13 protein-coding genes are annotated in these 12,626 nt (G+C 65.5%); 2 read left to right on the top strand and 11 right to left on the bottom strand.

Annotation, left to right across the window (positions count from 1 at the left end):
- Nucleotides 1-23: 23 nt before the first annotated feature.
- Nucleotides 24-470, bottom strand: a complete 447-nt coding sequence (locus QRN25_RS18790) for an aldo/keto reductase (RefSeq protein WP_285020755.1) — start codon at nt 468-470, stop codon at nt 24-26.
- Between the two features lie 69 nt (nt 471-539).
- On the opposite strand from QRN25_RS18790, the gene QRN25_RS18785 reads away from it, so the two are divergent.
- Nucleotides 540-935, top strand: a complete 396-nt coding sequence (locus tag QRN25_RS18785; protein ID WP_211151486.1) for a MerR family transcriptional regulator — start codon at nt 540-542, stop codon at nt 933-935.
- On the opposite strand, the gene QRN25_RS18780 is transcribed toward QRN25_RS18785, so the two are convergent.
- The 9 genes from QRN25_RS18780 to QRN25_RS18740 form a co-directional block, all read right to left on the bottom strand.
- Nucleotides 923-1,951, bottom strand: coding sequence for an NAD-dependent epimerase/dehydratase family protein (locus QRN25_RS18780; protein WP_285020751.1), 1,029 nt, complete (start codon nt 1,949-1,951; stop codon nt 923-925). The genes QRN25_RS18785 and QRN25_RS18780 overlap by 13 nt on opposite strands.
- A gap of 35 nt (nt 1,952-1,986) precedes the next feature.
- The gene (locus QRN25_RS18775) at nt 1,987-2,541 is read right to left on the bottom strand and encodes a TetR/AcrR family transcriptional regulator (protein ID WP_285020748.1); all 555 of its coding nucleotides are present in this window, start codon (nt 2,539-2,541) and stop codon (nt 1,987-1,989) included.
- A 66-nt stretch (nt 2,542-2,607) separates the two neighbouring features.
- On the bottom strand, nt 2,608-4,413 hold the full coding sequence (locus QRN25_RS18770; protein ID WP_285020746.1) for a gamma-glutamyltransferase family protein: 1,806 nt from the start codon (nt 4,411-4,413) through the stop codon (nt 2,608-2,610).
- A gap of 130 nt (nt 4,414-4,543) precedes the next feature.
- Nucleotides 4,544-6,634, bottom strand: coding sequence for a TonB-dependent receptor (locus QRN25_RS18765; protein ID WP_285020744.1), 2,091 nt, complete (start codon nt 6,632-6,634; stop codon nt 4,544-4,546).
- Between the two features lie 164 nt (nt 6,635-6,798).
- Nucleotides 6,799-8,022 carry an FAD-dependent monooxygenase gene (locus tag QRN25_RS18760; protein ID WP_285020743.1) on the bottom strand — a complete coding sequence of 408 codons (1,224 nt, stop codon included), beginning with the start codon at nt 8,020-8,022 and terminating at the stop codon, nt 6,799-6,801.
- Nucleotides 8,023-8,070: 48 nt separating this feature from the next.
- Complete coding sequence (locus QRN25_RS18755) at nt 8,071-8,847, bottom strand: alpha/beta fold hydrolase (protein ID WP_285020742.1); 777 nt, start codon at nt 8,845-8,847, stop codon at nt 8,071-8,073.
- 136 nt (nt 8,848-8,983) lie between these two features.
- A complete protein-coding gene (locus tag QRN25_RS18750) occupies nt 8,984-9,925 on the bottom strand; it encodes a LysR family transcriptional regulator (protein ID WP_285020740.1) in 942 nt (313 codons plus the stop codon).
- A gap of 58 nt (nt 9,926-9,983) precedes the next feature.
- The gene (locus QRN25_RS18745; protein WP_285020739.1) at nt 9,984-10,985 is read right to left on the bottom strand and encodes a bile acid:sodium symporter family protein; all 1,002 of its coding nucleotides are present in this window, start codon (nt 10,983-10,985) and stop codon (nt 9,984-9,986) included.
- Nucleotides 10,986-10,989: 4 nt separating this feature from the next.
- Nucleotides 10,990-11,403: a nuclear transport factor 2 family protein gene (locus QRN25_RS18740; RefSeq protein WP_285020737.1), complete on the bottom strand. Its 414-nt coding sequence runs from the start codon at nt 11,401-11,403 to the stop codon at nt 10,990-10,992.
- A 214-nt stretch (nt 11,404-11,617) separates the two neighbouring features.
- Here QRN25_RS18740 and QRN25_RS18735 point away from each other — a divergent pair, with 214 nt between their 5' ends.
- Nucleotides 11,618-12,013, top strand: a complete 396-nt coding sequence (locus tag QRN25_RS18735; RefSeq protein WP_285020736.1) for a VOC family protein — start codon at nt 11,618-11,620, stop codon at nt 12,011-12,013.
- A 66-nt stretch (nt 12,014-12,079) separates the two neighbouring features.
- On the opposite strand, the gene QRN25_RS18730 is transcribed toward QRN25_RS18735, so the two are convergent.
- A complete protein-coding gene (locus tag QRN25_RS18730) occupies nt 12,080-12,550 on the bottom strand; it encodes an Lrp/AsnC family transcriptional regulator (RefSeq protein WP_285020734.1) in 471 nt (156 codons plus the stop codon).
- Between the last annotated feature and the right edge of the window lie 76 nt (nt 12,551-12,626).

Here is a 12,626-nt window from a genome sequence, read left to right as displayed (position 1 = left end):
CAACCGCACAAACTGTCCGGGACTTAGCGAAATGCCTGTCCGGGACTTTCTGAAACCACTGTCCGCGACTTACCGGAATCGCTGTCCGGGACTTTCCGAAACACGCACCCGAGCCGCCCGAGCGAGGCATCGGCCGCCTTTCGGATGAACTCGGGCCGGTTGTCGAGGCTCCAGTCGTCAGGCGTCTCGGGTGTGCGGGCATAGCCGAATTTGGTGGCGACCACGGCCCGGTCGCGGTTGGCCTTTACGAACGGCGCGAGAAACCGCTCGTTTTCGCCCATGCCGTAGACGTCGGCGGTATCGAACATCGTCACGCCCAGTTCGAGAGCGCGATCGAGGGTCGCGTAGGCCTCTGCCTCGTTGGTTTCGCCGTAGAACTCGCTCATGCCCATGCAACCGAGGCCCTGGGTGCCGATTGCGGGGCCGCCGTCGCCAAGGACGATCCGGGGAAGCACATTTTCGCCTGTCATGAATCTACTCCAAAAGTTGACCGGCATGACCTATAAGTGTGGAGTATGGTCCATGGTCAAGAGCCTTTCATGCTGATTTCCCAGTTCGCCCGAACCACCGGTCTGTCGGTCGATACGGTTCGTTTCTACGTCAACAAGGGCCTGCTGAAGCCCGAGCGAAGCGCCAAGGGCGGCGCCAATCCTTATCAAGTATTCACGCAGGATGACGTGACTGCGGCGCAGATGATCCGCCTGCAGCAATCCCTCGGATACTCGCTGGCGGAAATACGCGCCCTGGGCGACGAGTACCGCCGCGGCGCTGGCTCGGCGCAGCGCACGGCCGAAATCCTGCGCAGCCAGATCGCCCGGCTCCAGGAACGGCGCACCGAACTCGATGCCGCGCTGGCATTCCTGGAGGCGAAAGTGGAGTGGGTGGAGGCAGGCCGGCCGGGTGCGGCGCCTCAGCCGGGCATCTACCACTGTTGAGCGTCGGCTAATTCGGCAAGCCCTTCTGCCACCGAGACTTGCGGCGCATATCCCAGTTCGCGCCGCGCCTTCGCAATGTCCAGCGTGACCTCCACCGCCATCGTCGCGAGATCCTGCCGCGTGACCGGCGGCTTGATCCGCCCGCCCGAGAGCATGGCCAGCCCTTCTCCGATCCGGGCGACGCTGCGTACCACCCATGACGGCACTTCCTTGGTGGGAGCCGAGATGCCCTGCGTTTCCAGAATGCGCGTCACAAGGCTGCGGAACGTCATCGGCTCGCCGTCGGTGATGAAGTAGGCCTCGCCGCTCCGGCCTTTGCGCAGGGCGAGAGCGATACCGTGGCAGGCGTTCGCCACATGCGTCGCCGAAGTCAGGTAGTGGCCACCGTCGATCCACGCCATCTGGCCGGAACGGGCTGCGGCCGTCAGGATCGGGAGCGCCGTCGTGTCGTCCCGCCCCCAGACGAACCGGGGCCGCACGGCCACGACCTCAAGCCCCTCGCCCGCCGCTGCGAGTGCGATGCGCTCGGCTTCGGCTTTCGTGCGCGAATAGGCGCCGGGAAACCGCGTGGGGAACGGATGGCTTTCATCGACGCGCACCAGCGGTCGCCCGTCGAGAAGGACGGATTCGGTGCTGACGTGAACGGCGCGCCTGACACCGGCCTTGCGCGCGGCTGCAAAGACGGCGCGCGTGCCCTCGACATTGACCGCTGCATGGTCCGGCGTTTCCGGGCCATGGCCGGTATGGGCGGCCGTGTGGACCAGAGCAGCGCATCCCGCCATCGCCTGCGGGAGGTGCGGATCGTCAAGGCGCCCTTCGACCGGCCTTGCCCCCAGTTTGCGAACCACGTCCGCGGCCTCCGGTGAGCGCACCAGCGCACTCACCGGGACACCGGCCGCGACGAAATGACGGATGAGATTGCGGCCGAGATAGCCACTTCCGCCCGTCAGGAAAACGGGCGCGTCTGGAGAAGGAAGAAAGGCACGGCTGCCTCCCTCCGCGATGCGGTCGGTCATGATGGGGTGTCGCTTTCTTTTGTTAGGGAAATTCGTCAGCCAGCGCGCGTCGAAACCAGCCATCGGATGTCGCCAAGCAGCGCATCGCGCTCGGCTTCGGGCCATTGATGATAGTCGAGGGATTCGAGCAGCTTGAGCCCCTCCAGCGCCAGATAGGCCAGCATCGGGCCGCGCGCGCCATCCGCCTCGGCGCGGATGCGGGCGATGACCGCGCTCTGGTTCTCCTGGATCGCCGCGCGCAAGTTCTGATCCTGCGCAAGAGCGGCGCAGATGTTCAGCGCTGCCGCGCGGAACGCATCGGGAAACGGCTGCGCCGCCGCGACGATGCGCCCGTGAAGCGTGCGGTTCTCGGGAGCATCGCAGGATTCCGCCGCAGCCTCGTTGAAGGCATTGTCGCGCGCCACGGCACGCTGGACCATAGCTTCGAGCAGCGCCTGCTTCGACCCGTAGTCGTAGACCACGCTGCCCTTGCTGATGCCCGCTTCCCGCGCCACACCCTCGAGCGTCAGGCGCGCAGCACCGACACCGGCGACGACCGCCTCGGCAGCATCGAGAACCCGGTCCCGATCGATAGATTTCTTGCGACCCACGCTGCCATCCATTTTTATCTGACCGGATGGATATAAATCAGGCGGCAGCACGGCGTCAACCTGCTTTCAGCGGGCGATCGCGTAGCCTTGCATCCCGCGCGGGTTGGCGGCTGCGCGGAGCAGTCCCCCTGCCCTCGCATCGAAGGCACAGGCCGAAAGCCGCCCTTCGGACCACGGGCCGCCGACCTGAAGCGCGTGCCCCCGCCGCACGAGATCGGCGCGCGTGGCTTCGGGAAAGCGGCTCTCCAGGGTCAGGGTACCAAGGTCCGCCTCACGCGGCCAGAAGCTCGCCAGCATGTGGTCGGTGTGGAAGGCGGGGGTCTCGATCGCGGCCTGCAGCGGGCGACCATGGACCACGTGCGCCAACCAGAGCAGTAGCGACCATTGCTCCTGCTGATCGCCGCCCGGCGTGCCGAAGGCAAGGTAGGGCCGCCCGTCGCGATAGGCCATCGACGGCGTCAGCGTCGTGCGCGGACGGGTGCGCGGGCGGAGCGAACTGGGCAGTCCCTCGGCCAGCCAGAACATCTGCATGCGCGTTCCCAGCGCGAAGCCGAGGCCTGGTATCGCCGGGCTCGATTGCAGCCAGCCGCCCGACGGTGTCGCCGAGACCATGTTGCCCCAGCGGTCCACCACGTCGACATGGCAGGTATCGCCGCGCTGGTGCCGATCGATCGCTGTTCCGCGCTCCCCCGCCATCGTCGGTTCGCCGCCGCCGATCGACGTGCCCGCTTCGCCCCGGCGGCGTACCGGAGGCAGTTGCGGAAGAACCCCGCCGGGCGCGCCCGGGCGCAGTTCCCCGCTCGCCTCCTGCCCGATCAGTGCGCGGCGTTCTGCGGCATAACCCTCGCTCAGCAGGACGCTCAGCACATCGCCGCCCAGCCCTTCCCCGTACCAGGCATCGCGATCGGCCATGGCGAGCTTGATGGCCTCGGTCACCGTATGGACGTATTCGGGCGATTCCGGCGGCATCGCGGCGATGTCCATGCCCTTGAGGATCTGCAGCGCCTGCAGCATCGCCGGACCCTGGCTCCAGCTGCCGCACTTGAACAAGGTGTGGTCGCCGTGCTCGATGGACAGCGGCGCTTCGATCGGCGGGCGCCATCCCGCCATGTCGTCGCCGCGCAGCAGGCCGCCGTGGCGACGCCCGCTGCTGTCCATCGCCTCGGACATGCGGCAATAGGCGTCGATCGTCTCGGCGACATGGCCTTCGTACCAATACGCCAGCGCCGCCTCGATCTGGGCTTCCCGATCGCCCCCCGCCGCTTCGGCATGGGCGAGCAGCCCTTCGTAGAAATCCGCGAGCGCCGGATTGGCGAACAGCGTACCCGCCGTGGGCACATCGCCGCCGGGAAGGAACAGCGACGCGGAGCTCTGCCACTCCTCCCGGAAGAGCGGCGCGACCGATGCGATGGCTGCGACGGCACCTGCGAGGATCGGGTGACCGGCGCGGGCATAATGGATCGCCGGCTCCAGCACGTCGCGCAGGCGCATCGTCCCATGATCGCGCAGCATCGTGACCCAGGCGCCGAAAGCGCCCGGCACGCAGGCCGCGAGCAGCCCCGTGCCGGGGATCATGTCGAGACCGAGTGCGGTGAAGGCCGCGATGTCGGCTGCGGCCGGAGACGGCGCCTGCCCGCAGATCACGGTGGGCATGGGATCACCCGCGCGCGCGACGAGGATCGGCACGTCACCGCCCGGCCCGTTGAGGTGCGGCTCCACGACCTGCAGCGTGAAGCCTGCGGCAGCGGCGGCATCGAAGGCATTCCCGCCCGCCTCCAGCATCCGCATGCCGACCGCGCTGGCAATCCAGTGAGTCGACGCGACTGCGCCGAAAGTCCCGCAAAGTTCCGGCCGCGTGGTGAAATGCGACATCGTTTTATTCCTGTTCAAGTCGTTCGAGGCGAAGGGGTATGGGAGGCTGCCGGGCGCGGCGTCAGGCAGGCGAGGAACAGGGTGAAGGGCGCGGCATCCCGCCAGTTACGGGCCATCTCGGGCGCTCCGTTCACATCTTGAACGAAAGCGAGGCCATGACGCGGGCGGGCATGCCCGGTGCGCCCAAGCCCTCGCCCACGGTGAACACGTCGGCGGTGAACTCGTTGTAGTACCTGGCGTTGAAGATGTTCTCGCCCCGCACCGCGACTTCCCAGCGGCCGTCGGGGGCGCCGAGCGAGGCCCGCAGGTTGACGATGTCGTAAGCCTTCTGGCGCGACGTGTTCAGGATGTTCCAGTAGAACTTGCCCATGTGGCTGTAATCGCCGCGCAAGCCGAGTTCGAGGGTATCAGATACGGGAATCCGGTAGTCGATGCTGCCGTTCGCGGTGACCGAAGGCGCGTTGGGCACTGTCAGCCCGTCTACCGGCACGAAGCTGTAGAGCGCATCGGCATCCTTCCAGCGCGAATGGAGCCAGCCGCCCGATGCCGACAGGGTCAGGCCGGGGAGCGGACGATAGGACAGCCCGCCCTCGAGACCGTAGCTGACCGAGCGGCCGATGTTGGTGACTTCCTCGCTGATCGCGCCGTCGTCGTTGACGAACTGGGTCTCGAACTGTCGGCGCTTGTAATCGATGTAATAGCCCGCAAGCTCGAAGGTCAGGCTGCGCCCGAGCGCCGAGCCCTTGATCCCCGCCTCGTAGCTGGTGGCGCGTTCGGACTTGTAGGCGCCGCCCGTTCCGGTCGTGACGTTGACGCGGCCCGGCTCGACGCCCTGCGCGAGATTGGCGTAGACCATGACATCCGGGGCCAGGTCGTAGGACAGCGTGATCTTGGGCAGTACGGTCGTGTCATTGACGTTCACGGAGAGCGGCACGTTGTAGTCGCGGCCGGTGAATGCGCTGCGGGCGACACGCAGGCCCGCGCCGATGTGGAGGCTGCCGATACGGTAGTTGGCAGTGGCGAAGGCGGCGTATTGCCGCTCGATCGTGTCCCCGTTGTTGTAGTTCTCGATGAACTGCGGGCCGCCCGCATCAGGGCCGACCAGCAGGTCGAGATTGTTGGTCATCCCGCGATTGTCGACCGCCACGTAATAGGCGCCGACCAGCCAGTCGAACGGCCCGGAGCCCGACGACGCGAGGCGCAGTTCCTGCGTGAACACGCTGGCCTTGTCGCGATCCCCGTTGAAGGCGGTGATGCCGTCGGCCGAACTGTAGTCGAGATCCCAGCGCAACTGGTTCTTGCGGCGGGTATAGGACGTCACGTTGGTCAGTTCGACTGTGCCCAGATCGTAGGCGACGCTGAGGATACCGCCGTCGACCCGGCGCTTGTTCATGACGTCGGTGTTGTAGTCGACCGTGCGGCGATAGGCGGCGCTGCCGTCGGTTTCGGGGGCGGTGACATAGACGTTGCCGCCGTTACTCAGTTCGTTGTGCCGGTAGCTGAACTGGACGTCGAGCGCATCGGTGGGCTGCCAGCCGATGGCGATGCGGGTGCCCCATTCGGTGCCCTGATCGGGATTTCCGCCCAGCAGGGTATTGGCGATGTAGCCACCCGTGCGGTTGTAGTACCCCGATGCGCGAACCGCGAAGCCGTCGGCAAGCGGGGCGTTGACCGCCGCGAAGGCGTTCACGGTATCGAAACCGCCGTATTCGACGCGGGCCTCGCCGCCGTAGACGTCGGTGGGCTTCTTGAGCACATACTTGATGGCGCCGCCGATGTTGCTGCCGCCGTAGAGGGTGCCCTGCGGCCCCTTGAGGATTTCGATGCGCTCGACATCCTCGACCGAGGCCGACTGATCGGTGAAGTTCTGCACGTCGTCGATGTAGAAACCGACACCCTGCGTGTTGCCGAAGGCGCCGACGCCGCGGATCACGACGTTGGGCTCGTTGTCCTGCCGCCGGTTGAGGATGATGTTCGGGGTCTGCCGTCCGAGGTCGTTGAGCGACGAAATGCCCGCATCGCGGATGGTGTCGGCAGTGATCGCGCTGATCGTCTCGGGAATGTCGAGCAGGCGCTCGTTGCGCTTGCGGGCCTGGACGACGATCTCGCCGCCCGCTGCGGGCTCGGCAGTATCCTGCGGGATTTCCTGCGCCTCGGCGGACGGAAGCGGCATGAGTGCCAGCGTGGTGCCGGCAAGGAGAATGGCTCGTACATAGATCATCGACTGAACCCTCATGATTTAAGCCTGCGCGATCTTTCGCGGCGGCATGTGTGACTCCCTGACGGACATGCTTTCCCGCTCGCCGAAGACGCATCCTCGACGCTCGGGCCTGCCCGGCTTTCGTTTTTAGTCTGCTTTCCCGCACCGTCGCCGGTGCGGGCATTCTACGCTGCGGTGGGCACCGGCCCGGCCGCGTGGTAATCGGTGATCGTCAGCGCGCTGTTGAGCTGGCGCGATTTGCGCCCGATCAAGCCGAAGCGCGTGAGGATCGGCGACAGGTCCATCATTACGTTGCGCTTCCAGATCTTGGCGCGCGTGGCGGGGACCATGATGTCTGAGCCGCCGTGCGCCGTCGCCTGGTTCTGCTCGACGAAGGCGCGGGCTTTGCGCTCATAGGCGGCGAACGCCTCGCGGTGATCGGCATGCGTCGCCAGTTCGCCCGCAAGGACATAGGCGCCGACAAGCGCAAGGCTTGTGCCCTGCCCCGAGAAGAACGAGGGTCCGTAGGCGGCGTCCCCGACGACGCCCACCCGTTCTTTCGACCACTGCGGCATGTGGATCTGCGTCATCGAATCGAAGTAGATGTCCGCAGACTTTCGCGCTTCCGAGAGCATTTCGGGCACGATCCATCCCTGGCCGGCATAGCGCGCCTGCAGGTTGCGATGCAGGCGATCCATGTCGGTATATTCCTCACGCGCCGGGGCCTCCCGGCGATAGGCGAGCAGCGCGTTCATCCGCTCCGCCCCGGTCTCGTAGACCAGCGCCATGAGGCCGGGCTCATTGTAGATCACCGCCTCGCGCGAGAAGCCGTGGTTGTTGGGCATCGTGAAGCCGACGAAGCAGCAACCGAGGTAGCGATAGAACTGGTCGGCGGGACCGAACGCGAGGGCACGGGTCGTCGAATGCAGCCCGTCCGCCGCGATAACCAGATCGAACCTTTCCTGCCGCCCGCTGCGGAACGTCACGTCGATCCCGCCGTCGTGGTCGGCCATGGCGGTCACGCTGTCATCGAAGCGATAGGGGATCGTACCCTTCGTCATGTCATGCAGCAGGCCCGAGATGACGCCGCGCTGCACCTCAACGTCACGGCCGACGACGCCGCCGGTAATGTCTTCCTGCCGGATGCTGGAGATCACGCGGCGGGAATTGCGAAACGTCCAGCTTTGCGCGTTGATATGTTCCTCGCGCAGCGCCGGCATCAGGCCCATGCGCTCACACACGTCGACGGCGGTGCCACGGATATCGATCGCATAGCCGCCGCTGCGGATCGTGCCTGCCCGCTCCACGACGGTCACGTCGAAGCCGTAGCGCTCCAGCCACCATGCCAATGCCGGGCCGGCGATGCTGGCGCCGCAGACCAAGACTTTGCGGGCTCTGGGCCGGATCATCGAAAGTACTCCCTGTTACAGTTCATGGTCATGGCCGCCCGAGACCGCTCAGGCGTGGGCGAGCACGAAAGCGCGCACGATATCCGCCGTACGCTGCCGGTGTTCGAGAGTGATCCCGTGCCGGCTGCCCGCAAGCAGCGCGAACGAGCCACCGGGTATCGCCGCCGCGAGTTCGCGCGCCTCATCCACGCGGATGATCGGATCGCTGTCGCCGCAGATCACCAGCGTGGGTGCGGTGATCTCGCCCAGCCTGCCGGTGATGTCGTGCCTGTCGAGGGCCGCCATGCGCCGGGCGAAGGCCTGGGGCTCGCGCGTCACCAGCACGGCGTTGGTCTGCGCGACCAGTTCGGGCTGCAAGTCGATCGCTTCGGGGGCGATCACCGTTTCCAGCATGAAGCGCCGCACCGCCGCCGGATCGACGAGCCCCAGCGCGCCGAGGTCCGGCAGATGAAACCGGCTCCGCGCCGAGGCGGTCGCCCCGAGGATTACGCTTTTCACGCGCTCAGGGAACAGCACGGCGAACGTCATCGCCACTGCGCCTCCATAGGACGATCCGAAAAGGTGAACCCGCTCCAGCCCGCTCCCGTCGAGGAAAGCGGCAATGTCCCGTGCGTGGTCCGCCATACCGTAAGGGGTAGGTTCGCACGGGCTATCCGGGGAATCGCGCTGATCGAGCGCGATGGCCTGAATGCCTCCTCCCAGATGCGGAGTGAACACCGCGAACTGGCTGCGATCGGCGTTGCCGCCGTGGAGAAGCAGAAGCGGTTCGCCCTGCCCGATCCTGTCGGCGCAGAGCGGTACGGTATCGGCGATGGCTTGCCCCATGACATGACCTCCGTCGTGCTGGGAGAGGCGCCTGTGCGCCGCTCCGTTTCAGTTTTGTGTCATGCCCGTGCAGATACTGTCCAAGACTGTATTCTCATCGCGCATATGCCCGGACGGCATGTCTCAGGCGCAAAAGCTATGCGCGATGGGTATCGCCCGCTTCGGGGAGCCGCGCCGTCGGCCATTCGCCCGCAGCCACCTGATCGGCGACCAGCGAGAGCAGCATTTCATGAATTTCGCGGATCGCGCGCAGGCCCTGCCGGTTCCATTGCGTCGCGATCGCCCATGAGGCCTGCAACCCCGCGATCGGCACGAAACTCAGCCGCTCCGCCCTCTCCGGGCCGATGACGCAGCTGGGCGCGATGCCGAAACCCGCGCCCCGCTCGACAAGGTCGCCGACCAGGGCCGAACTGTTGACCTCGCTGCGCACGACCAGCTTGCGCGTCACTTCCGGATAGGCGGCCTCCAGGTACGCGAGCGTGCTCTGCGGATAGCCGACAAGGACCAGCGGAAGGCCGACAAGATCCGGCACGCTGACCGTATCCGCGAACTCCCCTCGCCTCTCGCGCGGACAGACGAGGCAGAAGTTCTCGTTGACCAGCGGGGTCATCATCACCCCGCTGGTGCTGGCCGAATTGGAGATGAGCGCCACGTCGAGGTCGCCGGCGGCGATCCGGTCCCGCAAGTACGAACTCGAGCCCTGGATCAAGTCTACGCGGCAGCCGGGATAGCGGGCCAGAAAGCCCGCCATGACCGGCAGCAGCAGCTTGGCATGGATAGACTGCGGGGCGCCAAGCGCGATGGTCCCCGTAAAATCGCTGTCCTCCGTCGCCATTTCATCGACCAGTTGCTTCACCGAATCGAGAATGCCGGTTGCCCTGCGATAGAACCGCTCCCCTGCATCGGTCAGCGATACGCCTGTGCTGTGCCGCACGAACAGGGCCTGTCCGACCTCGTCCTCCAGCTTGGCGATCGAACGGCTCAGGGCGGGCTGGGCGACGTTGAGGTAATAGGCGCCGCGCACGAAACTGGACGCATCCGCGACCGCCTTGAAGTATCGAATTTGCCTGAGTTCCATGACCCCGCGCGACTCCATTGGCAGACTGCGGCCGTTAGATAACCTTTCCAGATCGAGGTCAAACCACCGTCCCGCGCCGGGCCAAGGGTTCCTCCTCGCGGTCGGCGTAATGCCGGGCCAGAATGGCGCAGGCGAACAGCTGTATCTGATGGAACAGCATGAGCGGCAGCACCGCCGCGCCCACTTGCGAGGCAGGGAACAGAATGCCCGCCAGCGGCACGCCGGAGACCAGGCTCTTCTTCGAACCACAGAACTGCAGAACGATCGCGTCCGCCCGCTCAAGGCCCAGCAGACGGCCGAGAACCCACGTCGACAGCAGGACGAGAGCAAGCAGAATAACGCACCACAGCGCAAGCTGCGCCAGCGCTTCCGGCGCCACGCGGTGCCACAAGCCTTCGACGATAGCCGCGCTGAAAGCCGAGTAGACGACCAGCAGGATCGAGCCCCGGTCGGACACCATCACCAACGGACGATGCCGCGCGACCCATGGGCCGATCCACGGACGCAGCAGGTGCCCGACGACGAACGGCAGCAGAAGCTGCAGGGCAATCGTGCGCACCCCGCCCCACGACATTCCCAGCGACCCGCCTCCCCCCTCGACGCGCATCAGCACGCTTGCGAGGATGGGCGTCAGGGCGATGCCCAGAAGATTGGAAAACGACGCGCTGCAGACCGCCGCCGCGACATTGCCTCTGGCGACCGAAGTGAACGCGATGGACGACTGCACCGTGGAGGGAAGCAGCGTCAGGAACAGCAGGCCCGAAGCCATCACCGGATCGAGGACGCCCAGCCGCTCGATCCCCAGGCCCAGAAGCGGAAACAGCACGAAGGTCGATCCGAGGACCGCCAGATGCAGTTTCCATGCGCCCGCGCCAGACAACAGCGCTTCACGCGACAGCTTCGCCCCCTGCAGGAAGAACAGCAGCACGATGGCCGCGTCCGCTGCCATGTCGACGACCGACGTTCCCGCGCCGCGCACAGGCAGGAAACTCGCCAGGCAGACGGTGCCGACCAGCGCGAACAGGAAAGGGTCGAAGGCGGCGCGCAAGTATCCCTTCATCGCCTCACTCCCCGATCAGCAGATCGGCGAGGACCGGCTCGGCTACCGCGATCGAGGTGCCTTGGTGATAGATATTGCGCCACCCCTCCGCCTGGAGACGATAAAGCCGCAAATGGCGTGCGGCCTTCCGGCGGACGGCGCCGTCGCTCGCCCTGAAGACATTCACGAACGAGCCGCGCACGATGGCAAGGTCACCGACATGGCTGATGTGGTTCTCGGTGACGCGATACTCGACATATCGACCGCTCTGCTGGCACACGGCAGCCAAGTAGCCCGCCTTGTTCCGGATCGAGCCATCGGCATCGACGTGGACGTAGTCGGCATCGACCATGCTCGCCAAAGTCTGGTAGTCGGCCTCGACGATCCCCGCAGCCCTCCTATCCTCAAGTTCGGCGATCTCGGCGTAAATCACGTCCATGTCCTGCGTTCTCCATTCCCTGCCGCCGGAGGCCAATCTGCGGATGGGTAGTGCGCTAGAGGAGCGAGGCGCAAAGTCCGTATTCTCATGGTCGCCATGAGGGAGCGGCATGGCTTACGGCCATGCCGCCGATGCATTGCTCCAATGAACAATCGCTAATGGCAATTCGCAGGCGCCGATGCCAATCATGGCACGTCCATTCGCGGAGCGCATGATGTCTGAAGCTATCGGTACGAGCCTCGTGGAGCGCATCTCCCACGTCAATCTGGCGATCCGCGACGAACAGGCTTCGCGCGATTTCTACGTCGGGCTTCTCGGCCTCACCGAAGTATGGCGCGTTCCGCAACCGCAGCCGGGACTATGGCTCCAGATCGGCTCGAAGCAGATCCATCTGCTCCGCCCGGTGGACGACGACGAATTGCCGCCCCGGCGCGTGCTTCAGGAAACGCCGATGGCCCCGCATCTCGCTTTCTCCGTCGCCGACGTGAAGCGGGTCGCGCGGCGTCTGGAAGAAAGCGGCGTCACCGTGATCTTCAGTCCCTACATGGAGGGGCAGGCGTTCTTCACCGACCCGTCCGGGAACATTCTCGAGATTCTCGAAGACCTTTGACCGGTCCACAAGTCCCAACCACCCTGACGGCCTGCGCCGCTTCGGCTGCAGGCCGTCTTTTTCATTTCAAGCCGAAGTGATGCGCGGCGCGGGCCGGTTGATGAAGGACTTCAGCGCAAAGCTGCTCTGGATATGGGCGACGTTGGGGATTTGCGTCAGCACCTCGAGGAGATCCCGGTAGTGATCCAGATCCCGCACCACGACCCGCAGCAGGTAATCCGCGCCGCCTGACATCAGGAACCCGCTCATGATCTCGGGCAGGTCAGCCGCTCGGCTTTCGAATGCCTCAAGAGCGGTGCGGACCTGCTTGTCGAGGGTCACCGAGACGAAAACGGATATTGGGCCGGCGAGCTTCTTCTCGTCCAGCCGCGCGAAGTATCCGAGGATATATCCCTCTTCCTCCAGCGCGCGAACCCGCCGGGCCGTGGGGGTCAGGCTGAGGCCGATCCGCTCGGCAAGATCGCTCCACGTGATGCGGCCATCCTCGCTGATGCACTGGAGAATCTTGCGGTCGTAGGAATCTAGTATCCGGTTCATCACTTTCCCATCATCGGATCGATCATTAGCAATCTTTCCCATGCAATCTATATTAAATAGTGAAATCCTTCAAATC

The organism is Novosphingobium sp. fls2-241-R2A-195 (genome assembly GCF_030209485.1).
Lineage (GTDB): Bacteria > Pseudomonadota > Alphaproteobacteria > Sphingomonadales > Sphingomonadaceae > Novosphingobium > Novosphingobium resinovorum.
Note: the sequence above shows the minus strand (reverse complement) of the source record. Positions and strands in the feature narration are given on the sequence as shown.

Bases quoted from the DNA above. Each gene is read 5' to 3' on its own strand.
- QRN25_RS18740 (WP_285020737.1), bottom strand. From the start codon at position 11,403: ATGGACGTGATTTACGCCGAGATCGCCGAACTTGAGGATAGGAGGGCT.
- QRN25_RS18755 (WP_285020742.1), bottom strand. From the start codon at position 8,847: ATGGGGCAAGCCATCGCCGATACCGTACCGCTCTGCGCCGACAGGATC.
- QRN25_RS18750 (WP_285020740.1), bottom strand. From the start codon at position 9,925: ATGGAACTCAGGCAAATTCGATACTTCAAGGCGGTCGCGGATGCGTCC.
- QRN25_RS18730 (WP_285020734.1), bottom strand. From the start codon at position 12,550: ATGAACCGGATACTAGATTCCTACGACCGCAAGATTCTCCAGTGCATC.
- QRN25_RS18785 (WP_211151486.1), top strand. From the start codon at position 540: ATGCTGATTTCCCAGTTCGCCCGAACCACCGGTCTGTCGGTCGATACG.
- QRN25_RS18770 (WP_285020746.1), bottom strand. From the start codon at position 4,413: ATGTCGCATTTCACCACGCGGCCGGAACTTTGCGGGACTTTCGGCGCA.
- QRN25_RS18780 (WP_285020751.1), bottom strand. From the start codon at position 1,951: ATGACCGACCGCATCGCGGAGGGAGGCAGCCGTGCCTTTCTTCCTTCT.
- QRN25_RS18760 (WP_285020743.1), bottom strand. From the start codon at position 8,022: ATGATCCGGCCCAGAGCCCGCAAAGTCTTGGTCTGCGGCGCCAGCATC.
- QRN25_RS18735 (WP_285020736.1), top strand. From the start codon at position 11,618: ATGTCTGAAGCTATCGGTACGAGCCTCGTGGAGCGCATCTCCCACGTC.
- QRN25_RS18765 (WP_285020744.1), bottom strand. From the start codon at position 6,634: ATGATCTATGTACGAGCCATTCTCCTTGCCGGCACCACGCTGGCACTC.
- QRN25_RS18790 (WP_285020755.1), bottom strand. From the start codon at position 470: ATGACAGGCGAAAATGTGCTTCCCCGGATCGTCCTTGGCGACGGCGGC.
- QRN25_RS18745 (WP_285020739.1), bottom strand. From the start codon at position 10,985: ATGAAGGGATACTTGCGCGCCGCCTTCGACCCTTTCCTGTTCGCGCTG.